This window comes from Variovorax paradoxus, from assembly GCF_030811855.1.
GTDB lineage: Bacteria > Pseudomonadota > Gammaproteobacteria > Burkholderiales > Burkholderiaceae_C > Variovorax > Variovorax paradoxus_L.
On record NZ_JAUSRN010000012.1, the window covers coordinates 113687 to 137270 of the forward strand.

A 23584-nucleotide genomic window follows, 5' to 3' on the forward strand; every position below is an offset into this window, starting at 1 on the left:
ATGAACTCCTCAAATTTGTCTAAAGCTCTGATCCCACCCTGGCCATCCGTCATCTGAAACGATGATGCGGCGCAGATCGTGTCTGTTTAGTCTCACGACGCTTGAACTCGCAACTTTCAAAGAAGGTTGCCGATGTTCCAGCGATCAGATCCACCCACAAGAAGGAACAAGCCATGAATTTTTCCCGCCATCATTCGGCCGGCCCAAGAAGGCCCTTGACCGCTGCATTCCTGGGCTTTGCCGCTCTCGTCCACCAGCAAGCGTTCGCTCTCGATGTGAATGATGGCAGCGTCTATTTTTGTCCGACAAAGTCGACTGCGGCGGGCGGTCAAACGAACGGAATCATGTGCGATGCGGTGCATTGCTACAACAGCCGATCACCCAAACTCGGCGCCGCACAACGGCTCTTTCTGGAATCCGCAAAAGAGCAGTGCCGCTATATGTCCAATCAGGAAGTCGCGCTCTACTGGCCTGAATACGCGCCAACAACCGCAGCGGCAGCGGCTCCCGCACCGACCACCAAATAGACCTCATCGCGAATACCGCGCTGCACGATCGAAGCCCGTGGGAGCGCTGGCTGCATCAATCGGGCCAAACATCAACGCTCGAAGATCTATCTAGCCATCACTCGTGCGCGCCATCTGTGGTGTGTCGAAGCGCGCAGGAATCTGAGGCGAGCCAGTCAGGTCCGCGCGGGCAAACTGGAAGCAGTCTGTTCCGGCAGGCAGCACTACGCCCGTCTGCGCCGAGCTGGTCCAGATGTGCGAGCTGATCGATACGGAGTTCGGATCGTCGAAAGCCCCACGAGAGATCGCACGATACTCGGGCCAGCGCTCGAACGTGAGGGTGATCGTGGTGCCGCACTTGGGGCAGAAGTGAACATGCACCTGCTTCGAACTACTCTCCGACGCGTGCGAGTACCGGGCCATCGGCTCGCCCGAGAACTGAACCGCGTCCACCGAATACATCGACTCTGCGTAAGACGATGAACCCGTCATGCGCTGGCAGAACCTGCAGTGGCATTGCAAGGTGCGCATGGGCTCGCCCAGGGCCACAAAGCGGACTGACCCGCATAGGCAACCTCCATCACGTCGAGTGGTCACGCTGATTCCCGTGTGATTGGCGCGACTTCGGTTGCGGCCGGATGGACCCCGCCGAACGAAAGCCGCGGCCAGCGTTCACCAAAGCACTTCGTCGCAACGCGTTCCTGGTAGGTCGCAACGCTCGCCCTGAGTGGGTTGTGCCGGACACGCAGTTCGAAAAGATCATCGAGTCCATGCGGGGCGACCAGGCCCAGCGAGTCGTCGTCGTTCATGTAGACACCGACGCAGGTTGCATATTCCGGCCATGTTGCGACGCCCTCTTCCAGCGACGCGAGCGGAGGCACCACCTGGCCGAGAGCAGCGGCAAACCAACGATGTACGCCGGCCTGGTTCGTCACCTCCCAGTGCAGGCTCGGCATGGCGGAACGAAGCCGGTTTTCGAGGTCCGCATCCTGCCGTGGAGCCGCCTCGGCATCGAAGTAGACGACGTCCACGTCTTCGACGGGCGAACGCCGATCGAATTCATGAAGGGTGTCCCATACCAACGAGCGGATGGCGCCGGCGCCAATGCACCAGGACGCAAGCTCAAGCGAGCGGACCACTCGCAGCGCGGCCATCAACTCGGCCGATGCAGCCACCATGTCAATAAGTCTCTGCGCATGGTCCTCCTTGGTGCTGAATGTCATGCCTCGATGTTAGTTCGGCTGCGGCACCGCACCGTCATGACGGCGCGCGACCATGAGCCAGGAGCACACGCGGCAGAACCTCAAGCAGGGCCAGCACAAGTCCAAGAATGCCGGCCAACGTTCGCACTCCTGACGCTTTTCGCCAATCCGCCGGAGCGGTGCTGCCATTGCCGCGCTGCCCCGCACCGCCTAGATTCCAACCCACATGACCACTTCTCCTGAATCCACGGCGAGCGCGTCCAAGGGTGCGCCGCTCGCAGGCGTGCGCGTGCTCGACCTGACCCGCCTGCTTCCCGGGCCGCTCGGCACCATGCACCTGGCCGACCTGGGCGCGGACGTCGTCAAGATCGAAGACACGGGCGCCGGCGACTACGCAAGCCCCTCGGTGCGCGCGCTCGTCAACCGCAACAAGCGCGCGATCCGCATCGACCTGAAGCATGCGCAAGGCGTGGCCACGCTGCTTCGCCTGTGCCGCGATGCCGACGTGCTGGTCGAGGGCTTTCGGCCCGGCGTGATGCAGCGCCTGGGCGTGGGCTATGAAGCGGTGGCGGCGGTAAATCCGCGCATCGTCTACTGCAGCATCAGCGGCTTCGGCCAAACCGGCCCGCTCAGCGACACGCCGGGCCACGACCTGAACTACGCGTCGCTCGCGGGCGTGGCCGACCAGATCGGCAATGCTGCGGGTTCGGCCCTGTCGAACCTGCCCGTGGCCGATCTGCTGGGCGGCACCATGACCGCGGTGGCCGGCATCCTGGCCGCCCTGTTCGACGCCGCGCGCAGCGGCCGCGGACGGCACGTCGACATCGCGATGGCCGACGGCGTGCTGGCCCATGCGGTGCTGCCGCTGGCCGGCCTGCACCAGCACGGCCAGGTGGCGCGAATCGGCCAGAGCGCGCTGACGGGCGCCCTCGCCTGCTACGGCTACTACCGCACGGCCGACGACCGGCAGGTGGCGGTCGGCGCGCTGGAGCCCAAGTTCTGGCACGACCTGTGCCGCCTGATCGAGCGCCCCGATCTCGCACCGCTGCACCGCAGCGGCGATGCAGCCATCGAGGAGCGCCTGCGCAACGAACTGGCGGCCATCTTTGGGGCGCGACCGCTCGCGCACTGGCGCGCCCTGTTCCACGATGGCGTGGGCTGCGTGACGCCAGTGCTGCGCATCGACGAGTCACTGGAACATCCGCATTTTCACGCGCGTGGCATGCGCGTTGCGGCCGATGAGGCGGCGCCGCCGCAGCTCGGCTGTCCCTTCAAGATGACCGGCTTCGAGCCCGCCGTTCCGCGCCCCGCCCCGCGCGCCGGCGAGCACACCGACGAGATCCTGCGCCAAGCCGGTCTCGACGCATCGGCCGTGGCCGAACTGCGCGCGGCCGGCGCCGTCGATTGAGGCAACAGCTTCCCCCGCGGGGGCGCTGCCTACAATCCCAACGGCTGCGTTGCAGCAGCAGCGAACGATGACGCTCACCCACCACACCGTTGCCATCCAGCAGGTGCACAGCATCCTGATGGGCGCGCGCCACCGCGGCATCGATCCGGCGCGCGTGCTGGCGCGGGCGGGCATCGCGGCCTCGCTGCTGGAGTCGCCGCTCGCGCGCATTTCGCAGCGTCAATACGCATTGCTGATCCGCGCGCTGCGGCGCGAACTCCGCGATGAAATCTGGGGCCTGCTGAGCGAGCCGCTGCCGCCCGGCAGCTTCGGCCAGTGCATGCGCCAGCTGGTGCGCTGCGCCACCCTCGGCGAGGCCCTGCGCGACGGCTTCGCCGCCTACCACCTGCTGCTGAACGATTTCGTGCCGCGTCTCACGGTGCAGGGCGGCAGCGCGCGCGTGCAGTTCGTGCTGCGCCGCGACGCCGATGCGCGGATGGACTACGCGGTGAAGGCTTTCATGCTGTTCGCCTTCAACGCCTCCTCATGGCTGGTGGCTCGGCGCATTCCGCTGCTCGAGGTCGACTACACGGCCGAGCAGACGAACACCGAGACTTCGCGCGTCTACCAGGTGCCGATCCGCTACGGCCAAGCGCACGTCGGCATGTCGTTCGAGGCGCGCTGGCTCGATCTTCCGGTGGTGCAGTCGCCGCAGAGCCTGCGCGAATTCCTCGCCGGATCGCCGGCCAACCTGATCGTGAAGTACCGCGACACCAGCAGCCTCACCGAGCGCATCCGCCGGCTGCTGCGCAAGGGCCTGGGCAGCGAGCTGCCGTCGCTCGAGGAAGTAGGCGATGCGCTCGCCGTCACGCCGCAGACGCTGCGCCGGCGGCTGCGCGACGAAGGCCGAGGCTTCCAGCAGATCAAGGACGAGCTGCGTCGCGATGCCGCCATCGAATATCTGCTGCACACGCCGCTGCCGCTGCTAGACATCGCCAACCGCGTGGGCTTCTCGGAAGCGAGCACCTTCCACCGCGCCTTCAAGCAGTGGACCGGCGTGGCGCCCGGCGAGTACCGGGCGACGCACGGCCCCGAACGCTGAGCGGTTTCGCCAAGCCCTTTGGCGCTTCCCGCCATGGGTGCGGCGCGCGGCGCGCCATAAGCTGTGCCGCATCTTCGTTACCAGTCGGCGGCTTCCATCGTGTACCTCACCCAAGGCCTGCATCGCGCGCTCCAGCGCAACTCCGACGCGGCAGCACTCACACACGTCAGCGACAGCGGCGTGCGCCGCCAGACCCATGCGCAGCTGGCCAGCGGCGTGGCCCGGCAGGCGGCCGCGCTGACACGGCGCGGCATTGCGCGGGGCGACCGCGTGGCGCTGCTCGCACCCAACAGCGACCAGCTGGTGCGGGCCATCCTCGCGTGCTGGTGGCTGGGCGCCGTCGTCTGCCCCCTGAACATCCGCTGGAGCACGCCCGAGCTCGCACATGCCCTGCAAGACAGCGAAGCCTCGCTGCTGCTGGTCGACGAGACGTTGCAGGCGCTCGCGCCGGGCGGCGAGACCGCGCTGCTGCGCCTGGCCGCGCTGGAAGACGAAAGCGCCGCGCTGGAACCCCTGGCCGACACGCGCACCGGCGGCGACGTGCTGGCCGCCATCCTCTATACCGGCGGCACCACCGGCCGCTCCAAGGGCGTGATGCTGAGCCACGCGAACTTCTGGACCGCGTCGATGACGCGTGGCGCCGAGCTCAACAACGCGCCCGATTCGGTGTCGCTGCTGGTGGCACCGCTGTTCCACGTGGCCGGGCTCGGCCGCCTGGTGGGCCAGCTGATCGTCGGCGGCAGCTGCGTGACGATGGCGCAGTTTCGGCCCGCGGCGGTGATCGAGGCGATCTCGGAGCACCGCATCGGCGACATCATCGTTGTGCCGAGCATGCTGCAGTCATTGCTGGACGATCCTTCGTTCACGCCCGAGCGGGTGCGCAGCCTCACGCGCATCGCCTTCGGCGCCGCGCCGATGCCGCCCGACCTGCTCGACCGCGCGCTGGCCGCCTGGCCGCATGCCGAGTTCTTCCAGGCCTACGGCCTCACGGAAACCGCGGGTGCGGTGTGCATCAACATGCCGGCCAACCACAGGCCCGAGGCGCGCCCGCTCGGCCGGCTCAATTCCGTCGGCCGCGCCGGACTCGGCGCCGAAATCATCGTCGCGGACGAGAGCGCACGCGAGCTGCCGCGCGGCGAGGTGGGCGAGATCCTCGCGCGCGGTCCCATGGTGATGCAGGGCTACTGGCGCAACCCCGAGGCCACGGCCGCCGCGCTGCGGGGTGGTTGGCTGCACACCGGCGATGCCGGCCGCATGCTGGACGACGGCTACCTGTTCATCGTCGACCGCCTGAAGGACATGATCATCAGCGGCGGTGAGAACGTCTACTGCGCCGAGGTGGAGGCCGCGCTGCGCAGCCATCCGCAGGTGAAGCAGGCGGCGGTCATCGGCGTGCCCGATGCGCGCTGGGGTGAGGCGGTGCACGCGGCGGTGGTGCTGGCCGAAGGCACAGACGGCGCAGTCGCAACGGCCGACGAGCTGCGTGCCTGGTGCCGCGAGCGGCTGGCCGGCTACAAGTGCCCGCGCAGCATCAGCTTCATGCGCGAGCTGCCGCTGTCGGCCGCGGGCAAGGTGCTGAAGAACGTGCTGCGCGAGCGGGTGCAGCCATGATGAAACCCGTCACGGGCGCGGACCGCCGCCATCTGTTCGGCCAGGTGCCGTTCATGCGGCTCCTGGACGCGCGCCGCGAGTTCTCCGAAGGCGGCCGCGCGCGCCTCGTTCTCGACGAGCGGGCCGAACTCGGCAACGTCATCGGCGCCGTGCATGGCGGCGTGCTGGTCACGCTGCTCGACGTTGTGATGGCCAGCGCGGCCGTGTCGCTGTTCGACTTCGAACGTACCGCCGTCACGCTCAACCTCAACACCAGCTTTCACGAACCGGGCCGCGGCCGCCTCACGGCCGACGGCGAAGTGGTGCAGCACGACGCCAGCGTGGCGTGGTGCCGCGCCTCGGTCAGCGACGACGCGGGCCGCGTGATCGCGCGCGCGCAGGGCTCGTTCCGCTACCTGCCGCTGCCGCAGGCCGCCTGAGCCGCACCAATTTCAAACGACAGGAGACAACACCATGACGAAGATGCATCGCCGCGCGGCCTTGGCCCTGGTGGCCGCCTGCGCGCTGGCCGCGCCGCTCGCGCAGGCGGCCGACCCCTACCCCCACAAGCCGATCCAGCTCGTGCTGCCCTTCCCGCCAGGCGGCTCATTCGATCCGATCTTCCGCACGCTGGCCGAGGCCGCCTCCCGGGACCTGGGACAGCCCATCGTGCTGATGCACCGGCCGGGCGCGGGCGGCGTCACCGGCACCGCATCGCTGGCTACGATGAACGACACCGACGGCTACACGATCGCGGTCATGCACAACTCGGTGATCCGCGCACCGCTGGTGCAGAAGGTGACCTGGGACCCCCTCAAGGACTTCACCTACCTGATCGGGTTGGCCGGCCTCACCACCGGCATCGTGGTGGCCACCGACGCGCCCTGGAAGTCGCTGCCCGAGCTCCTGGCCGATGCCAAGAAGCGCCCCGGCGTCGTCAGCTGGGGCAACGTCGGTGCGATCAGCATCAACCGCATCTACGCCGAGCGGCTCGCCAAGCAGGCGGGCACCTCTTTCAACCTGGTGCCCTACAAGGGCGGCAGCGAGGCTTTCCAGGCGGTGATCGGGCGCCATCTCGACGTTTACGGCGATCCCGGCTTCGGGCCGCAGGTCCAGGGCGGCAAGGTGCGACTGCTCGCCACCTTTACCGCGGAGCGCCTGAAGCGCTACGACGCGCCGACCGTGAAGGAGCTGGGCCATGACATGGTGATCGAGTCGCCGGTGGGCCTGGTAGCGCCGAAGAACCTCGACCCGAAGGTCGCCGCCAGGCTGTACGCGGCCTTCAGCAAGGCTGCGACGGACCCCACCTACCTCCAGCAGCTGGAGCTGTTCGACATGCAACCCAAGCTGATGACCGGCGAGAGCTACGCCGACTACGCCCGTGCCCAGTTCGAGCGCGAGCGAAAGATGCTGGCCGAGATCGGCTTCAAACCCGAATGACAGGAGCAACGAACCTCATGGACTTTTCCGCTTTCGATTTCAAGGGCCGCCACGTGGCCGTGGCCGGTGGTTCCAGCGGCATCAACTTCGGCATCGCGCAGGCCTTTGCGCGTGCCGGGGCACGGCTCACGGTGCTCAGCCGCTCGGCCGACAAGGTGGCCAGGGCTGCGCTGCAGCTCGAGGCGCTCGGCACGGAGGCACTCGGCATTCCGGCCGACGTGCGCCAGCCCGAGGCTCTGGAGCGCGCGTTCGCCGAAGGCGCGGAGCGCTTCGGACCGATCGACGTGCTGGTCTCTGGCGCCGCGGGCAACTTTCTCGCGAGCGCGCTCGACATGTCGCCCAACGCCTTCAAGACCGTGGTCGACATCGACCTGCTCGGCAGCTTCAACGTCGCCCGGCTGGCGCATGCGCACCTGCGCAAGCCCGGTGCCTGTGTGATCCAGATCTCCGCCGGGCAGGCCTTCACGCCCACGCCGTTCCAAGCGCACGTGTGCGCGGCCAAGGCAGGCGTCGACATGCTGACGCAGGTGCTGGCGCTGGAGTGGGGTCCGCAGGGCATCCGCATCAACTCCATCGTGCCGGGCCCCATCGCCGACACCGAGGGCCTGAAGCGGCTCGCACCGACCGACGACACCATGGCCGCGATGGCGCAGCGCGTGCCGCTCAAGCGGCTCGGCCGCATCGAGGACATCAGCCGCATGGCGATGATGCTCGCGAGCGACTGGGGCTCGTACATCACGGGCGCCATCATTCCCGTGGATGGCGGCCTCGCACTGACGGGGCCACGCGACTTCACCGCGGCAGCCGCCGCGTCGAAGCGGGGAGCCGCGACATGAGCCTGCACCTGGCGAGCGCGCCGCGGGAAGGCGACGACCGGCCGCGCAGCGGACCGCAGCGCTATGTACCGTTCTCGGAGCACCTCGGCCTGAAGGTCGAGCGGGCCGAAGGCGGCGAATCGCTGGTATCGGTGGCGCTGCGCCCCGAGCTGCTGAACAACCATGCCGCCGGTCATGGCGGCGTGCTGATGACGCTGCTCGACAGCGCCATGGCGCATGCCGCGCTCTCGCGCGTCGGCTATGCGCGCGAGGTCGTTACCGTCGACATGCACATCGCCTTCATGCGGCCCTCAGGCGGTTTGCTGCAGGCCGAGGGACGGGCCACCGGCGGCGGCCGCTCGGTGTGCTTTTGCGAAGCCACCGTCACCGACGCCAGCGGCGAAGTGGCGGCGCGCGCCATGGGCACCTTTCGCTACCGCGACCCCGCGTGAGCACAGCGCCAAAGAGTGCACCAGTGAGCGTTTCGGCCAATCGTTTTGGGCCGATCCGCGATTGTTGAATCCGGCGCATCGGCAGAGACTTCATTCCATCGTCACCGCATCCCATCAGGAGTTTCAATGACACGTATGCAACGCCCCGTCCATGTGGTCGGCGTGGGCATGATTCCCTTCACCAAGCCCGGTGCCAGCGACCCCTACACCGTGATGGGTGCGCGCGCCGCCAAGCTCGCGCTCGATGACGCCGGCGTCGACTATTCGCTGGTGCAGCAGGCCTATGTCGGCTATGTCTACGGCGACTCCACCGCCGGGCAGGCCGCCATCTACGGCGTCGGCCTCAGCGGCATTCCGGTCTTCAACCTCAACAACAACTGCTCCACGGGCTCCAGTGCGCTGTTCCTCGCGCGCCAGGCGGTCGAAAGCGGCATGGTCGAATGCGCGATTGCGCTCGGCTTCGAGCAGATGCAGCCCGGCGCACTCAAGGGCGCCTACGACGACCGGCCCTCGCCCATGGCGCGCTTTGCCGACGTGATGGCCGAGAAGCAGGGCTACATTCCCGAAGCGCCGCGCGCCGCGCAGTTCTTCGGCGGCGCCGGCCGCGACTACATCGCGCAGCACGGCATCCGCCGCGACACCTTCGGCCGCATTTCGGTGAAGGCGCGCCAGCACGCCGCGCGCAACCCGCTCGCGGTGTTCCGCCAGACGTTGACGCTCGACGAGGTGATGGCCTCGCCGGTGGTGTTCGATCCGCTCACGCGCTTCCAGTGCTGCCCGCCCACCTGCGGCGCGGCCGCGGCCATCGTCTGTTCGGCCGAGTTCGCGGAGAAGCACGGCCTCGACCAGCGCGTGGTGATCGCCGCGCAGGCCATGACCACCGACACGCCCTCCACCTTCGAGAGCAAGGACATGCGCAAGCTGGTGGGCTACGACATGACGGCCGCCGCGGCCCGGCAGGTGTACGAGGACGCCGGCATCGGCCCCGAGGAACTGGACGTGGTCGAGCTGCACGACTGCTTCACCGCCAACGAACTCATCACCTACGAGGCGCTGGGCCTCACGCCCGAAGGCACGGCCGAGCGCTTCATCGTCGAGGGCGACAACACCTACGGCGGTCGCGTGGTGACCAACCCTTCGGGCGGCCTTCTGTCCAAAGGCCATCCGCTCGGCGCTACGGGCCTCGCGCAATGCGCGGAGCTGGTGTGGCAGCTGCGCGGCCGCGCGGAGCAGCGCCAGGTCGAAGGTGCACGCCTCGCGCTGCAGCACAACCTGGGCCTCGGCGGCGCCTGCGTCGTCACGCTGTACCAAGCGGTTTGACATGTTAGCCCCCACGCTTGTCACTTCGTGTACTGCGCTGCCCCCCGAGAGGGCTCCAGCCGCCTTGGGGCGGCCCGGCGGTGGCTGGTCATGATCGACCGCCGCCACATCGGCCACCAGCTCCCACCCTTCCAGGTGGAAGTGGAAAAAGGCCGCCTGCGCTTCTTCGCCAAGGCCACCGGGCAGACCGATCCCGTCTACGTCGACGAGGCCGCGGCGCGCGACGCGGGCCATCCGGGCCTGCCGGTGCCGCCCACCTTCCTCTTCTGCCTGGAGATGGAGGCGCCGAACCCGGCCGCGATCCGCGAGCTGCTGGGCATGGACTACCGCAGCCTGCTGCACGGAGAGCAGGGCTTCAGCTACCACGCCATGGCCTACGCCGGCGACACGCTGACCTTCCGCCAGCGCATCGAGGACATCTACGACAAGAAGAACGGCGCGCTCGAATTCGTCGTGCGCAAGACGCGCGTCAGCAACCAGCGCAATGAGATCGTGGCCGAGCTGCGCTGCGTCACGGTGGTGCGCAACCAATGAACGACCGGAGCCCGACGATGAGTACCACCACCCTTCCCGACTGGAGCGCGCTGCAGCCCGGCGATGCGCTGCCCCCGCTCGAACTCGCACCGATCAGCCGGCTCGACCTGGCGTTGTACTGCGGCGCTTCAGGCGACCACAACCCGATCCACGTCGATATCGACTTCGCCAAGTCAGCGGGCATGCCCGACGTGTTCGCGCACGGCATGCTCTCGGCGGCCTGGCTCGCGCGGCTGTTGAGCAACTGGGTGCCGCAGACGGCGATCCGTTCGCTCGACGTGCGCTTTGCGGCGCTCACCCAAGTGGGCGAGCGCATCCGCTGCACCGGCACAGTCGACGAGAAGTTCGAACATGAAGGCCGCCGCAGCGTGCGGCTCAAGATCGCGACCGCCAACGCCGACGGCGGCATCAAACTGAGCGGCGAAGCCCTCGTCGCCTGGCCCTGACACATCCCCGAGGAGACACCCCATGAACAGCAGCAGCAACAACAGCAGAAAACTCGAAGGCAAGGTCGCCATCGTCTCCGGCTCCGGCCGCGGCATCGGGCGCGAGATTGCGCTCAAGCTGGCGAGCGACGGCGCGCGCGTGGTCATCAACGACCTGGACGCGGAGCCGGCCGCGCAGACCGTCAACGACATCGTCGCTGCGGGCGGCAGCGCCATTGCCTGCGCCGGCAGCGTGACGGACAGCGGCTTTGCCGACCGCTTCGTGGGCACCGCCGTCGAGACCTATGGCGGGCTGGACATCATCGTCAACAACGCCGGCTACACCTGGGACAACGTGGTGCAGAAGATGAGTGACGAGCAGTGGGAAGCCATGCTCGCCGTGCATCTCACGGCGCCCTTTCGCATCCTGCGCGCCGCATCCAACTTCATCCGCGATGTCGCCAAGCGCGAAGCCGACGAAGGACTGGAAGTGTTCCGCAAGGTGGTCAACATCTCGTCCACCTCCGGCGTGTACGGCAACGCAGGCCAGGCCAACTACGCAGCCGCCAAGGCGGGCATCAACGGCCTGACCAAGGCCATGGCGAAGGAATGGGGCCGCTACAAGGTCACGGTCAACAGCGTGGCCTTCGGCCTCATCAAGACCCGGCTGACCGAGGCCGATGCCAGCGCGGGCGCGAGCATCGACATCGAGGGCCGGCAGATCAAGGTCGGCGTCAATCCGCAGATCCTCAAGAACGCCGAAGCCATGATCCCGCTCGGCCGCGGCGGCACGCCGCAGGAAGCGGCCGGTGCGGTCTACATGTTCTGCATTCCCGAATCGAACTATGTGAGCGGCCAGGTGCTGGTCTGCGGAGGCGGGCGGCCATGACCGGCGGGGCCGTTGCCACGCGGCCGTGGATGAACGAAGAACTCGAGATGCTGCGTGACAGCGCGCGGCGCTTCTTCGAGCGCGAGTGCGTGCCCCATGAACCACGCTGGCGCGCGCAGCACCACGCTGATCGCGAGATCTGGACCAAGGCCGGCCAAGCCGGCCTCCTGTGCGCCAGCATCCCCGAGGAATACGGCGGCGGTGGTGGCAGCTTCCTGCACGAGGCGGTGATCTGCGAGGAGCAGATGCGCGCCATGGCACAGGGCTTCAGCAACAACGTGCACAGCGGCATCGTCGCGCACTACCTGCTGGCCTACGGCACCGAGGCGCAGAAGCTGCGCTGGCTGCCGCGCATGGCCAGCGGCGAGCTGGTGGCCGCCATCGCCATGACCGAGCCTGGCGCCGGCACCGACTTGCAGCGCATCAAGACGCAGGCGCGGCGCGACGGCGACCATTGGCGCATCAGCGGCAGCAAGACCTTCATCACCAACGGCATGCATGCCGGCCTGGTCTGCGTCGCGGCCAAGACCGATGCGGCGGCCGGTGGCAAGGGCATCTCGCTGCTGATGGTCGAAACCGAAGGCACAGCGGGCTTTCGCCGCGGGCCGCTGCTTGACAAGATGGGCCAGAAGACGCTGGACACCACCGAGCTTTTCTTCGACGACGTGCACGTGCCGGCCGACAACCTGCTGGGCGGCCAGGAGGGCTGCGGCTTTGCGCAGCTCATGGCGCAGCTGCCGCGCGAGCGCATGCTGATCGCCGTCGGCGCGGTGGCGACCATGCAGCGCGCCATCGCCGACACGCTGGAGTACGTGCGCGACCGCCAGGTGTTCGGGCAGCCACTACTGAAAATGCAGAACACCCGCTTCAAGCTGGCCGAGTGCGAGACGCAGGCCCAGGTGGCGCGCGCCTTCGTGGACGACTGCATCGCCCGGCTGATGCGCGGCGAGCTCGACGTGCCGACGGCCGCCATGGCCAAGTGGTGGACCACCGACACCTGCTGCCGCATCGTCGACGAATGCCTGCAGCTGCACGGCGGCTATGGCTTCATGAACGAATACCCGATCGCGCGGCTGTATGCCGACGTGCGCGTCGGCCGCATCTACGGCGGCGCCAACGAGGTGATGAAAGAGATCATCGCCCGCGCCCTCGAAAAGCAGTGAGCACCGCCCCCATGACCGATCGGCCGCCGCACTTCCGCTTCTGGCCCAAGGGCGTGGCACGCCAGCTGCGCGTGCCGCGCGCCACGCTGCTCGACTACCTGGACACGGCCGCGCGCCGCTATCCCGACAAGCCGGCCATCGCCTACTGCGGCACCCTCGTCACCTATGCGCAACTGCGCCAGCGCGTCGATGCGCTGGCCGCCTATCTGCAGCAGCGCCTGGCCGTGGCGCCAGGCGACCGCGTGATGATTGCGAGCCAGAACTGTCCGCAGTTCGTGACCGCCTTCTATGCCGTGCTGCGCGCCGGCGGCGTGGTGGTGCCGGTCAACCCCATGAGCAAGGCCGCGGAGGTGCGCCACTACGCGCTCGACAGCGGGGCGCGCGTCGCCTGCGTCGCGCAAGACCTGTTGCCCGCGATTGCGCTCGGCGAAGATGACGGCGAGCTGCGTGGCGTGGTCGTGCATGCCTATGCCGATGCGGTCGATGCGAGCGACGACGTCTTGCCCGAATGGGTCAAGGCGCCGCGCGCGTCCCTTGATGACGCACGGCTGCACGGCTTTGAAGCGGCGATCGCGCTCGGCCTCGCACCCGCCGAGCTGCCCCTGTCGCCGGACGACCTCGCGGTGCTGCCCTACACCTCGGGCACCACCGGCCATCCCAAGGGCTGCATGCACACGCATGCAACGCTGCTGGCGTCGCTCGCTTCCTCGGCAGTATGGAAGCAGCTGCACGTGGAAACGGTGACGCTTGCCGTCGCGCCTCTCTTCCACATGCTGGGCCTGCAGAACGGCATGAACATGCCGATGTTCCTCGGCGCTACCGCGGTAATGATGCCGCGCTGGGACCCGGCCATGGCCGCGCGCCTCATCGAGCGCCATGCGGTCACCGCCTGGTCGGCGCCGCCGGCCATGGTGATCGACCTGTTCTCGCATCCCGAAGCCGAGCAGCGCGACCTTTCGAGCCTCGCGCTGCTGTCGGGCGGCGGTGCCGCCATGCCCGAAGCCGTGGCCGCGATGCTCCTGCAACGCCACGGCCTCTCCTACAACGAAGGGTACGGACTGACCGAGACCGCCTCGTTCCTGCACGCGAATCCGCCCGCGCGCGGCAAGCGCCAGTGCCTGGGCATGCCGACACAGGGTGTCGATTCGCGCATCGTCGATCCGGTCACGTTCGAACAACTGCCGCCCGGCGAAACCGGCGAGCTGGTGACGCGCGGCGCGCAGGTCATGAAGGGCTACTGGCGCAACCCCGAGGCGGACCGCGAGGCTTTCATCGAGATTGGCGGCCAGCGCTTCTTTCGCACCGGCGACCTGGCCTCGATGGACGAGGAAGGCTACTTCTTCCTGCGCGACCGGCTCAAGCGAATGATCAACGCCTCGGGCTACAAGGTGTGGCCCACCGAAGTCGAGAACGCGATGTACGAGCATCCGGCCATCCACGAGGCCTGCGTGATCGCGGTGCCCGACGGCAAGCGCGTCGAGTCGGTCAAGGCGCTGGTGGTGCTCAAGCCCGCGCAGCGCGGCCTCGTCCGCGAAGAAGAAATCGTCGCGTGGTGCCGCGAACGCATGGCCGTGTACAAGGCGCCGCGCGTGGTCGAGTTTCTCGACCGCCTGCCGAAGTCCGGCACCGGAAAAATTCTTTGGCGCGAGCTGCAGGAAGCGCATCGCGCCGCCGCACAGGAGCAAACTTGATGAACGATTTCACCGCACTGCGCTACGAGCGACACGGCAGCACCGCGCTGCTGACGCTCGACACACCTGCCAACCGCAACGCCTTCACTCCCGCCATGCGCGACGACCTCGCACGGGCCATTGCAGAGGTGCGCGCGGACACCGAGGTGCGCGCCCTGGTGCTCACCGGCGCCGGCGGCCAATTCTGCTCGGGCGGCGACCTGCGCGGCATTGCCGATGCCAAGCTCGATAACGCCGGCTGGCGCGGCCGCATGCAGGCCACGCAGCGCTGGTTCAGCGAACTGGTCCTGCTCGACAAGCCCGTGATCGCCGCGGTCGATGGCGCCGCATATGGCGCGGGCTTCAGTCTGGCGCTCGCGGCCGACTTCGTACTGGCGAGCCCACGTGCACGATTCTGCATGTCCTTCCTGAAGCTGGGCCTGGTGCCGGACTGCGGCGCCTTCTACACACTGCCGCGCGTGGTGGGTGCGCAGCGCGCGCGCGAGCTGATGCTGTCGGCACGCGAGGTTGGCGCCGCCGAGGCGCGCGAACTCGGCATCGCCATGGAACTGCATGCGCCCGAGCAGCTGCTGCCGCGCGCATTGGCGCTGGCCGAAAGCTTTGCCGGCGCCTCTCCGCTCGCGGTGAGCCTGGTGAAGCGCGCGACTGGCGATGCGAGCGCCTTGGCCGCGATGCTCGACACCGAGGCGAACGTGCAGGCGCTGGCCTTCGGCAGCGCCGAGCACCGTGACGCCGTGAACCGTTTTCTGGACAAGAAGCCGCTGGCCTTCCAGTGGCCGGCGAACAAGGAACCCAACCAATGACCGACACCATCACCGGCGTGCAGGCCTTCCACCAAGGCGAACTGGACGCCGGCCGCTTCCTGCTTCAGCGCTGCGGCGACTGCGGCCGCCATGTGTATTACCCGCGCGAGAGCTGCCCGCACTGCGGCGGCGCGTCACTCGAATGGAAGACGCCCGGCGGGCTCGGCACCGTGCATGCGGTGACGACCGTGCGGCGCAAGCCGGCCGACGGCGGCGACCTCAACGTCAGCCTGGTCGAGCTGGACGAAGGCGTGCGGCTCATGAGCCGCATCGAGAACCTGGCGCCGGGTACGGTACGCATCGGCCAGCGCGTCAAGGCGCGGGTGCAGGTGAAGGACGGCCGCGGGCTGGTGCTGTTCGACGCCGTTGAAGGAGCAACTGCATGAGCGCCGGACTCAAGGCAATGCGCGGCAGCGCAGCCATTGCGGGAGCCGCCACCTTCGGCTGCGGCGAGACGCCGGGCTTCACCGACATGGAGCTGCTGGCGCGCGCCGCGCGCGCGGCCGTGGCGGATGCGGGCCTGGAGATGCGCGACATCGACGGCCTCTGCACCGCGAGCGCCTCGGCCGCGATGTGGGCCTTGCCGGTGGTCGAATACCTGGGCCTCAATCCGCGCTACATCGACGGCACGATGCTGGGCGGCAGCAGCTTCATCGCGCATCTGCTGCCTGCCATGCAGGCCATCCGTTCGGGCCAGTGCAGTGCGGTGCTCATCTGCTACGGCAGCGCACAGCGCAGCGCCGCCTTCGGTCGGCGCGAGATCGTGGCGGCGCGCCGCTTTCTCGACCCGCAGCCTTATGAGCATCCCTACGAGCCGATGCTGCCGGTGTCGGCCTACGCGCTCGCGGCCTCGCGCCACATGCACGAGTTCGGCACCACGCGCGAGCAGCTCGCCGACGTGGCGGTGGCGGCGCGTGCCTGGGCCGGGCTCAACCCGGAAGCCTTCATGCGCGAGCCGCTCACACGCGAGGAGGTGCTGGGTGCGCGCATGGTGTCGGACCCGCTGAGCGTGCGCGACTGCTGCCTGGTCACCGACGGTGCGGGCGCCTGCATTCTGGTGAGTGCCGAGCGCGCCAGGGACCTGCCGAAGAAGCCGGTCTATGTGCTAGGCAACGCCACGGCGGTGTGGAACCGGCAGATCTCGTCGATGGCAGACCTCACCACGACGGCGGCCAGCCAGTCGGGCCGTGAAGCCTTCGCGATGGCCGGGCTCGCGCCCAAGGACATGGACGTGGTGCAGCTATACGACGCCTTCACCATCAACACGCTGCTGTTCCTCGAAGACCTGGGCTTCTGCCCCAAGGGCGAAGGCGGCCGCTTCGTGGCCGACGGTGCGATTGCGCCGGGCGGCCGGCTCGCCGTCAACACCAACGGCGGCGGGCTGTCGTGCGTGCACCCGGGCATGTACGGCATCTTCGCGCTGATCGAGGCGGTGCGGCAACTGCGCGGTGAATGCGGCGAGCGCCAGGTGAAGAACGCGCGCACCGCCGTCGCACATGGCAACGGGGGCATGTTGTCCAGCCAGGCCACTGCCGTGCTGGGCACGCAGGAGGCGCTTTGAATTGCATCTACTCCCTCCCCCTCTGGGGGAGGGCGGGGGTGGGGGCACGCGGCGCTCGGACTGCCCCCACCCCAACCTTCCCCCGGAAGGGGAGGGAGAAAAACAAGGAGACCAAACAGTGATCCGCGACCCGCAAACCCTCGAAGCCCTGCTCGACGCCGTCAACCGCTTCGTTCGCGAGCGGCTCGTGCCGGCCGAAGCCATCGTGGCCGAGACCGACGAGATCCCCGAAGACATCGTGCGCGAGATGAAGGAGCTGGGCCTCTTCGGCCTGACCGTGCCCGAAGAATACGGCGGCCTGGGCGTGACAATGGAAGAAGAGGTGATGGTGATGCTGGCCATGGGCCAGACCTCGCCCTGCTTTCGCTCGCTGTTCGGCACCACCGTGGGCATCGGCTCGCAGGGCATTCTTTTCGACGGCACCGAGGCGCAGAGGAAGAAATACCTGCCGCGCCTGGCCACGGGCGAGCTCATCGCATCGTTCGCGCTGACCGAGCCCGACACCGGGTCCGACGCGGCGTCGCTGCGCACCACCGCGATCCGCGAGGGTGACCACTACATCGTGAACGGTACCAAGCGCTTCATCACCAACGCGCCGCACGCGGGCATCTTCACGCTGATGGCACGCACCAATCCGCAAGACAAGGGCGCGGGCGGTGTCTCGGCATTCATCGTCGAAGCGGACACACCGGGCATCACGATCGGCCGCAAGGACCGCAAGATGGGCCAGCGCGGCGCCCACACCGCCGACGTGATCTTCGAGAACTGCAAGGTGCCCGCGAGCCAGCTGATCGGCGGGCGCGAGGGCCAGGGCTTCAAGACCGCGATGAAGGTGCTCGAGAAGGGCCGCATCCACATTGCCGCCATTTGCGTGGGCGTGGCCGAACGCATGCAGCGCGATGCACTGCACTATGCGATGGAGCGCAACCAGTTCGGCCAGCCCATTGCCGAGTTCCAGCTGGTGCAGGCGATGCTGGCCGACAGCCAGGCCGAGATCTATGCCGCGCGCTGCATGGTCATCGATGCGGCGCGCCAGCGCGACGCGGGCCGCAACGTGGCCACCGAGGCTTCGTGCTGCAAGCTCTTCGCCTCCGAGATGTGCGGCCGGGTAGCGGATCGCGCGGTGCAGATCTTTGGCGGCGCCGGTTACGTCTCCGACTACGGCATCGAGCGGTTCTATCGCGACGTGCGGCTGTTTCGGCTGTACGAAGGCACCACCCAGATCCAGCAGATCGTCATCGCGCGCAATCTCGTGCGCGAAGCGATGCGCTGAGTTTTTCCCGATCCACCCGAGGAGACAAACACCATGAAGACATCGAAGATGATGCGAAGACTCTGCCTGGCAGCCGGCCTGGCCGCGCTGCTGGCCGCGCCAGCCCTGGCGCAGACCGCCTATCCGGCCCAGCCGCTCAAGCTGATCGTGCCCTACCCCGCCGGCGGCGCCACCGACACGCTTGCGCGCACCATCGGACAGAAGCTGCAGGAAGCCTGGGGACAGCCCGCCATGGTGGAGAACCGGCCGGGTGCGGGCGGCACCATCGGCAACAGCTTCGTCGCGAAGGCGCCGCCCGACGGCCACACCGTGCTCATTGGCATCACCGCGCTGATCCAGCAGCCGATGCTGATGGAAAAGCTGCCCTACGATCCGCTGAAGGACCTCGCGCCGGTCACGATGATCGCGCGCAGCCCCAGCATGCTGGCCGTGCCGCTCGACTCTCCTGCGAAGGACCTGAAGAGCTTCATCGCGATGGTGAAGGCCAGCCCGGGCAAGTACAACTTCGGCAGCTACGGCGCGGGAACCTCCTCGCACATCCAGGGCGCCCTTCTCAATATGCAGGCCGGCATCGACCTGGTGCACGTGCCGTTCCAGGGTGCCGCACCGCTTGTGACCAACCTCGTGGGCGGCCAGCTGGCCTCGGCTTTCATCGACAGCGCGACCGCGCGGCCGCACCTCAAGTCGATGCGCCCGTTGGCCGTGACCGGCACGCAGCGCATGCCGGCCCTGCCCGACGTGCCCACCTTTGCCGAGCTGGGCTATCACTCGTTCGATCCGTACGGCTGGTTCGGCGTGTTCCTGCCCGCCGCTACGCCGGCGCCCGTGGTGCAGAAGCTCTCGGACGAGATCAACCGCATCGTGCACCTGCCCGAGGTCAGCGCAAAGATCGAGGCGCTGGGGCTGCAGGTAGCCGGCGGCAAGCCCGAAGAGTTCCAGAAGGTGGTGCGCTCGGATGCCGCCGTCTACGCCAAGATCATCAAGGACGCCAACATCCGCGTGGCGCAGTGAGCGCGGCGCCGGCGCCCTGAGGCGCCAAGGTTTTTGCATGAATGGGCCACGCACCTCGCCGCGTGGCTCTGGCGTGGGGTCCGCGGCCCCCTCTCTAGTTCGCAAACTCGCGAACGTGCACCGGCGCAGTGATCAGCGAGCGCGCAGCCGGTGCGTGAGCTTCGACTCGGTGCGTTCGCACCGGCCTTTTTCTTCGGCTGTTCCAAGGGCTAGAACAGCGTCTTCCCTCTAAAAAACCGTGCGGCATCGCCATGCCGCACCCGCTGGCACGCGTTCTGCTAGGTATGACTCGTCATAACAGGTCATTCCCTCTCATGAACGCACTCCGCAAGCCAGCACAGCCAGCGAGCGCCGAAGCCCGCGTGGTACCGATGTCGTCGGTGCCAATGCACACGCAGATTCGCGAGATCATCCGGCGGCGCGTGCTCGACGGAACCTATCCGCCGCACTCCCAGATGCCTTCGGAGAGCCAGATGATGCAGGCCTTCTCGGTCAGCCGCATCACCATCCGACAGGCCATGGGAGACCTTCAAAAGGAGGGCCTGGTCTTCAAGGTGGCCGGCAAGGGCAGCTTCGTCGCCAAGCCCAAGGCGTTTCAGAACCTCTCGCGATTGCAGGGCTTCGGCGAGGCGATGGGACCCTCGGGCTACGAAACTTTCTCGCAGGTGCTCAGCACGCGCCAGGTGGCCGCGAGCGAGATCGTGGCGCGCCGCCTGCACATTGCCATCGGCGAACCGGTGTACGAAATCCAGCGGCTGCGCTACTTGAACCGCGAGCCGATCTCGGTCGACCAGAGCTACTTTCCGCTCGCGCTCGGCAAGCGGCTGGTGCAGGAAGACCTCGCCACGCGCGACATCTTCGTGATTCTGGAGAACGACCTCGGGCAGCACCTCACGCATGCCGACGTGCAGATCGAGGCGATCTCGGCCGACGCGTTCCTGGCGCGCCAGCTGCGCATCGAGGAAGCGTCGCCGCTGCTACGCATCGAGCGGCTCACCTATGCCGACGAGCACCCCATCGATTTCGAGTTTCTCTATTACCGCGGGGACGCGTTCCAGTACCGCCTGCGCATCGACCGAATCTAGCCAGGAGCTGAAGCATGAAAACTATCGACATGGAATTCGACCTCGTCGTCATCGGCGGCGGTACCGGCGGGCCGATGGCCGCGGTGAAGGCCAAGGAGCGCAACCCCAAGCTGCGCGTGCTGCTGATCGACAAGGCCAACGTGAAGCGCAGCGGCGCGATCTCGATGGGCATGGACGGCCTGAACAATGCCGTCATCCCGGGCCACGCCACGCCCGAGCAGTACGTGAAGGAGATCACGGTGGCCAACGACGGCATCGTCGACCAGGAGGCCGTGATGGCCTACGCCGCGGGCAGCTTCGACATGATCCAGGAGCTGGACCGCTGGGGCGTCAAGTTCGAGAAGGACGAGACCGGCGACTACTCGGTGCGCAAGGTCCATCACCTGGGCGCCTACGTGCTGCCGATGCCCGAGGGGCACCACATGAAGCGCATTCTCTACCGGCAGCTCAAGCGTGCTCGGGTCGAGATCACCAACCGCGTGGTCGTCACGCGCGTGCTGACCGGAGCCGACGGCGAGGTGGCGGCAGTGATGGGCTTCGACTGCCGCACCGCCGAGCTCTACATGATCCGCACCAAGGCCGCGGTGATCTGCACCGGCGCGGCGGGGCGCCTGGGCCTGCCGGCCTCGGGCTACCTCATGGGCACCTATGAGAACCCGACCAACTGCGGCGACGGCCATGCGATGGCCTACCACGCGGGCGCCGACCTGGCCAACCTGGAGTGCTTCCAGATCAATCCGCTGATCAAGGACTACAACGGGCCGGCCTGCGCCTATGTCACGGGTCCTTTGGGAGGCTACACGGCCAACTCGAAGGGCGAGCGCTTCATCGAATGCGACTACTGGAGCGGCGCGATGATGCAGGAGTTCTACAACGAACTGCTGAGCGGCAATGGCCCGGTCTTCCTGAAGCTCGACCACCTCGCGGAAGAAACGATCCAGGAGATCGAAACCATCCTGCATAGCAACGAGCGCCCGAGCCGCGGGCGCTTTCACGAGAAGCGCGGCAACGATTACCGCAAGCAGATGGTCGAGATGCACATCTCGGAAATCGGCTTCTGCAGCGGCCATAGCGCCTCGGGCATCCACATCAACGCGCGCGGCGAAACATCCGTCAAGGGCCTGTACGCCGCGGGAGACTGCGCCAGCGTGCCGCACAACTACATGCTCGGCGCCTTCGTCTACGGCAAGCTCTGCGGGGAGAACGCCGCGGCCTACTGCGCCGAAGTGGGCCAGGCCACGCCGGACGCCGAAGCCGCGGCGGCCGAGCGCGAACGCATCCTCGCGCCGCTCTCGCGCAGCGGCGGCCTCACGCCCTACCAGATCGAATACAAGACGCGCCGCCTGGTCAACGACTACCTGCAGCCGCCCAAGATCACGAGCAAGTACGAGATCGGCCTGCGCCGCTTCGCGGAGATCCGCGAGGACACCGAGTCGATGTCGGCCGGCAATGCGCACGAGCTCATGCGCGCGATGGAAGCGCACTCCATTCTGGATTGCGCCGAAATGGCCGCGCACGCCTCGATGTTCCGCACCGAGAGCCGCTGGGGCCTGTACCACAACTACGTCGACCACCCCGAGCGCGACGACGAGAACTGGTTCTGCCACTCGCTGCTGAGCCGCGACGCGCAAGGCCGCATGGCCATGCGCAAGAAGGCGATCGAGCCCTACATCGTGCCGGTCGACGACGAAGAACGAACCGCCTACCAACGCCTGCGGGTCGCGAGCAGCGCCGAGGCCGCCTGAACCAAGGAGTTCCGAATGACCATTGCCGCCACCATCACCCAGGTCCCCGTGCGCGTGGACGAGTCCAAGTGCATCGCCGAGAAGGGCTGCACCGTCTGCGTCGACGTGTGCCCTCTGGACGTGCTCGCGATCGACATGCTGACCAAGAAGGCCTACATGAAGTTCGACGAGTGCTGGTATTGCCTGCCCTGCGAGCAGGACTGCCCGACCGGCGCCGTCACCGTCGACATCCCCTACCTGCTGCGCTGAGAGGGACCACCATGGACACCGGACTCCAGACATTCGCCGAGCGGCTGGCCGATGCCGACGCCACCGTGCGCCGCCTTGCGGTGATCGACCTGCCCTACAGCGACGAGGACGACATCGTGCCGCTGCTGCTGCCGCGCCTTGCCGACAGCGATGCGCAGGTGCGCACCGAAGCCATTCGCGCCCTCGAAGGCTTCGAGGAACCCGAGGTGGTGCAGGCGCTCGCGCCGATGCTGCTCGATTCCGAGCCCGACGTGCGCAAGGCCGCCGGGGAAGTTCTGGCCGAGTTAAAGGAAGCCACATCGGCCGCGCCGCTTCTGCCGCTGCTGCTCGAGGGTGCCGCCGAAGTGCGCGCCCTCGCCTTCCATGCCATTCGCGCGCTGCGCTCGCCCAAGGCCTTCGAGCCCGCGATGCTGTCGCTGCGTGATCCCGATGCGGCGGTGCGGCGCGAAGCCGTCGGCGTGCTCGGCTACCTGAAGGACCCGGCGGCCATCGGCGACCTGGCCGAAGTGGCGGCCAACGACCCCGACTCCGAGGTGCGGCGCATCGCGATCGGTGCGCTCGGCTACGCGACCTCCGTCAGCGTGCTGCCGGCGCTCACGCGCGCGCTCGGCGACAGCGGCTGGATGGTGCGCGAGGAAGCGGCGCAGACCGTCGGCAAGCTTCGGCTGTCGGTCGCCATTCCCGACCTCGTGCATGCGATGCAGGACGACTACTGGCAGGTGCGCGTGAAGGCCGCGCGCAGCCTGGGCCTGCTCAAGGCCGAGGCCGGCCTGCCGTCGCTTGTTGCCTCGCTCACGCACACCATCAGCAACCTGCGCAAGGAAGCGGTGATTGCGCTCGGCGAGATCGGCGACACGCGCGCCATTGCACCGCTCGAAACCGCGCTGTCCGACCCGGACCCCGACGTGCGCAAGCTGGCGCGCCTGGCGCTGACCGGCATCGGCCTCGCGCAGAAGGCGAAGCGCGAAGGGGCCGCGCCATGACCTTCGTCGTCACCGAAGCCTGCATTCGCTGCAAGTACACCGACTGCGTGAGCGTGTGCCCGGTCGACTGCTTTCATGAGGGGCCGAACTTCCTCGTGATCGATCCCGACGTGTGCATCGACTGCGCCGTATGCGCGCCGGAATGCCCGGTCGGCGCGATCGTGCCCGACACCGAGGTGCCCGCGGGGCAGGAGCACTTCGTCGAACTGAACGCCCGCTATGCCACGCAGTGGCCCGTGATCAGCCAGGCGCAAGCGCCGTTGCCCGACGCCGAGGAATGGGCTTCGGTGAACGGGAAGCTCGAGCACCTCGATCTGGCGGAACCCGCCTGAGCCGCCACCCCACGCCCTTTTTCCAA

Annotated in this window: 26 protein-coding genes; 24 read left to right on the plus strand and 2 right to left on the minus strand. The window is 67.8% G+C overall.

Going from position 1 to position 23584, the window contains the following annotated elements:
• Positions 1-173: 173 nt before the first annotated feature.
• Entirely contained in the window at positions 174-527 is a 354-nt protein-coding gene (locus J2X92_RS21360) for a hypothetical protein (RefSeq protein WP_307578498.1), read from the plus strand.
• A gap of 90 nt (positions 528-617) precedes the next feature.
• Here the strand turns inward: J2X92_RS21360 and J2X92_RS21365 are convergent, their stop codons facing one another.
• On the minus strand, positions 618-1103 hold the full coding sequence (locus tag J2X92_RS21365; RefSeq protein WP_444875717.1) for a GFA family protein: 486 nt from the start codon (positions 1101-1103) through the stop codon (positions 618-620).
• Entirely contained in the window at positions 1100-1684 is a 585-nt protein-coding gene (locus J2X92_RS21370; RefSeq protein WP_307578653.1) for a nucleotidyltransferase family protein, read from the minus strand. Before J2X92_RS21370 ends, J2X92_RS21365 begins: the two co-directional genes overlap by 4 nt.
• 250 nt (positions 1685-1934) lie before the next feature.
• On the opposite strand from J2X92_RS21370, the gene J2X92_RS21375 reads away from it, so the two are divergent.
• The 23 genes from J2X92_RS21375 (at position 1935) to fdxA (ending at position 23558) form a co-directional block, all read left to right on the plus strand.
• The gene (locus J2X92_RS21375; protein ID WP_307578502.1) at positions 1935-3116 is read left to right on the plus strand and encodes a CaiB/BaiF CoA transferase family protein; all 1182 of its coding nucleotides are present in this window, start codon (positions 1935-1937) and stop codon (positions 3114-3116) included.
• Between the two features lie 67 nt (positions 3117-3183).
• Positions 3184-4197 (plus strand): AraC family transcriptional regulator, encoded by a 1014-nt coding sequence (locus J2X92_RS21380; RefSeq protein ID WP_307578504.1) that lies wholly within the window; start codon positions 3184-3186, stop codon positions 4195-4197.
• A gap of 99 nt (positions 4198-4296) precedes the next feature.
• A complete protein-coding gene (locus J2X92_RS21385; RefSeq protein ID WP_307578506.1) occupies positions 4297-5808 on the plus strand; it encodes a class I adenylate-forming enzyme family protein in 1512 nt (503 codons plus the stop codon).
• Positions 5805-6227 carry a PaaI family thioesterase gene (locus J2X92_RS21390; RefSeq protein ID WP_254787180.1) on the plus strand — a complete coding sequence of 141 codons (423 nt, stop codon included), beginning with the start codon at positions 5805-5807 and terminating at the stop codon, positions 6225-6227. The genes J2X92_RS21385 and J2X92_RS21390 overlap by 4 nt, the downstream gene beginning before the upstream one ends.
• Before the next feature lie 34 nt (positions 6228-6261).
• Positions 6262-7227: a tripartite tricarboxylate transporter substrate binding protein gene (locus J2X92_RS21395; protein WP_307578509.1), complete on the plus strand. Its 966-nt coding sequence runs from the start codon at positions 6262-6264 to the stop codon at positions 7225-7227.
• A gap of 17 nt (positions 7228-7244) precedes the next feature.
• Positions 7245-8063 (plus strand): SDR family oxidoreductase, encoded by an 819-nt coding sequence (locus J2X92_RS21400; RefSeq protein WP_093014749.1) that lies wholly within the window; start codon positions 7245-7247, stop codon positions 8061-8063.
• Positions 8060-8494 (plus strand): PaaI family thioesterase, encoded by a 435-nt coding sequence (locus J2X92_RS21405; protein ID WP_307578511.1) that lies wholly within the window; start codon positions 8060-8062, stop codon positions 8492-8494. The genes J2X92_RS21400 and J2X92_RS21405 overlap by 4 nt, the downstream gene beginning before the upstream one ends.
• A 135-nt stretch (positions 8495-8629) precedes the next feature.
• A complete protein-coding gene (locus J2X92_RS21410) occupies positions 8630-9814 on the plus strand; it encodes a lipid-transfer protein (RefSeq protein WP_307578655.1) in 1185 nt (394 codons plus the stop codon).
• Positions 9815-9904: 90 nt separating this feature from the next.
• Positions 9905-10348 carry a MaoC family dehydratase N-terminal domain-containing protein gene (locus J2X92_RS21415; RefSeq protein WP_307578513.1) on the plus strand — a complete coding sequence of 148 codons (444 nt, stop codon included), beginning with the start codon at positions 9905-9907 and terminating at the stop codon, positions 10346-10348.
• A gap of 17 nt (positions 10349-10365) precedes the next feature.
• Positions 10366-10794, plus strand: a complete 429-nt coding sequence (locus J2X92_RS21420; RefSeq protein WP_307578515.1) for a MaoC family dehydratase — start codon at positions 10366-10368, stop codon at positions 10792-10794.
• Between the two features lie 22 nt (positions 10795-10816).
• Positions 10817-11662: an SDR family NAD(P)-dependent oxidoreductase gene (locus J2X92_RS21425; protein ID WP_307578516.1), complete on the plus strand. Its 846-nt coding sequence runs from the start codon at positions 10817-10819 to the stop codon at positions 11660-11662.
• A complete protein-coding gene (locus J2X92_RS21430) occupies positions 11659-12825 on the plus strand; it encodes an acyl-CoA dehydrogenase family protein (protein ID WP_307578518.1) in 1167 nt (388 codons plus the stop codon). Before J2X92_RS21425 ends, J2X92_RS21430 begins: the two co-directional genes overlap by 4 nt.
• A gap of 11 nt (positions 12826-12836) precedes the next feature.
• Positions 12837-14516 (plus strand): long-chain-fatty-acid--CoA ligase, encoded by a 1680-nt coding sequence (locus tag J2X92_RS21435; RefSeq protein ID WP_307578657.1) that lies wholly within the window; start codon positions 12837-12839, stop codon positions 14514-14516.
• Positions 14516-15319 carry an enoyl-CoA hydratase/isomerase family protein gene (locus J2X92_RS21440; RefSeq protein WP_307578520.1) on the plus strand — a complete coding sequence of 268 codons (804 nt, stop codon included), beginning with the start codon at positions 14516-14518 and terminating at the stop codon, positions 15317-15319. Before J2X92_RS21435 ends, J2X92_RS21440 begins: the two co-directional genes overlap by 1 nt.
• Positions 15316-15705, plus strand: a complete 390-nt coding sequence (locus J2X92_RS21445; protein ID WP_307578522.1) for a Zn-ribbon domain-containing OB-fold protein — start codon at positions 15316-15318, stop codon at positions 15703-15705. Before J2X92_RS21440 ends, J2X92_RS21445 begins: the two co-directional genes overlap by 4 nt.
• Positions 15702-16880, plus strand: coding sequence for a thiolase (locus J2X92_RS21450; RefSeq protein WP_307578524.1), 1179 nt, complete (start codon positions 15702-15704; stop codon positions 16878-16880). Before J2X92_RS21445 ends, J2X92_RS21450 begins: the two co-directional genes overlap by 4 nt.
• Before the next feature lie 118 nt (positions 16881-16998).
• Positions 16999-18153, plus strand: coding sequence for an acyl-CoA dehydrogenase family protein (locus J2X92_RS21455; RefSeq protein WP_307578526.1), 1155 nt, complete (start codon positions 16999-17001; stop codon positions 18151-18153).
• A gap of 33 nt (positions 18154-18186) precedes the next feature.
• On the plus strand, positions 18187-19164 hold the full coding sequence (locus tag J2X92_RS21460) for a Bug family tripartite tricarboxylate transporter substrate binding protein (protein ID WP_307578528.1): 978 nt from the start codon (positions 18187-18189) through the stop codon (positions 19162-19164).
• Positions 19165-19478: 314 nt separating this feature from the next.
• A complete protein-coding gene (locus J2X92_RS21465) occupies positions 19479-20249 on the plus strand; it encodes a GntR family transcriptional regulator (RefSeq protein ID WP_307578530.1) in 771 nt (256 codons plus the stop codon).
• A gap of 14 nt (positions 20250-20263) precedes the next feature.
• Entirely contained in the window at positions 20264-21994 is a 1731-nt protein-coding gene (locus J2X92_RS21470; protein WP_307578531.1) for a fumarate reductase/succinate dehydrogenase flavoprotein subunit, read from the plus strand.
• 15 nt (positions 21995-22009) lie between these two features.
• Complete coding sequence (locus J2X92_RS21475) at positions 22010-22243, plus strand: 4Fe-4S dicluster domain-containing protein (protein ID WP_055797681.1); 234 nt, start codon at positions 22010-22012, stop codon at positions 22241-22243.
• 11 nt (positions 22244-22254) lie between these two features.
• Positions 22255-23226, plus strand: a complete 972-nt coding sequence (locus tag J2X92_RS21480) for a HEAT repeat domain-containing protein (protein ID WP_307578533.1) — start codon at positions 22255-22257, stop codon at positions 23224-23226.
• Positions 23223-23558 carry a ferredoxin FdxA gene (fdxA, locus tag J2X92_RS21485; protein ID WP_307578535.1) on the plus strand — a complete coding sequence of 112 codons (336 nt, stop codon included), beginning with the start codon at positions 23223-23225 and terminating at the stop codon, positions 23556-23558. The genes J2X92_RS21480 and fdxA overlap by 4 nt, the downstream gene beginning before the upstream one ends.
• Positions 23559-23584 lie beyond the last annotated feature (26 nt).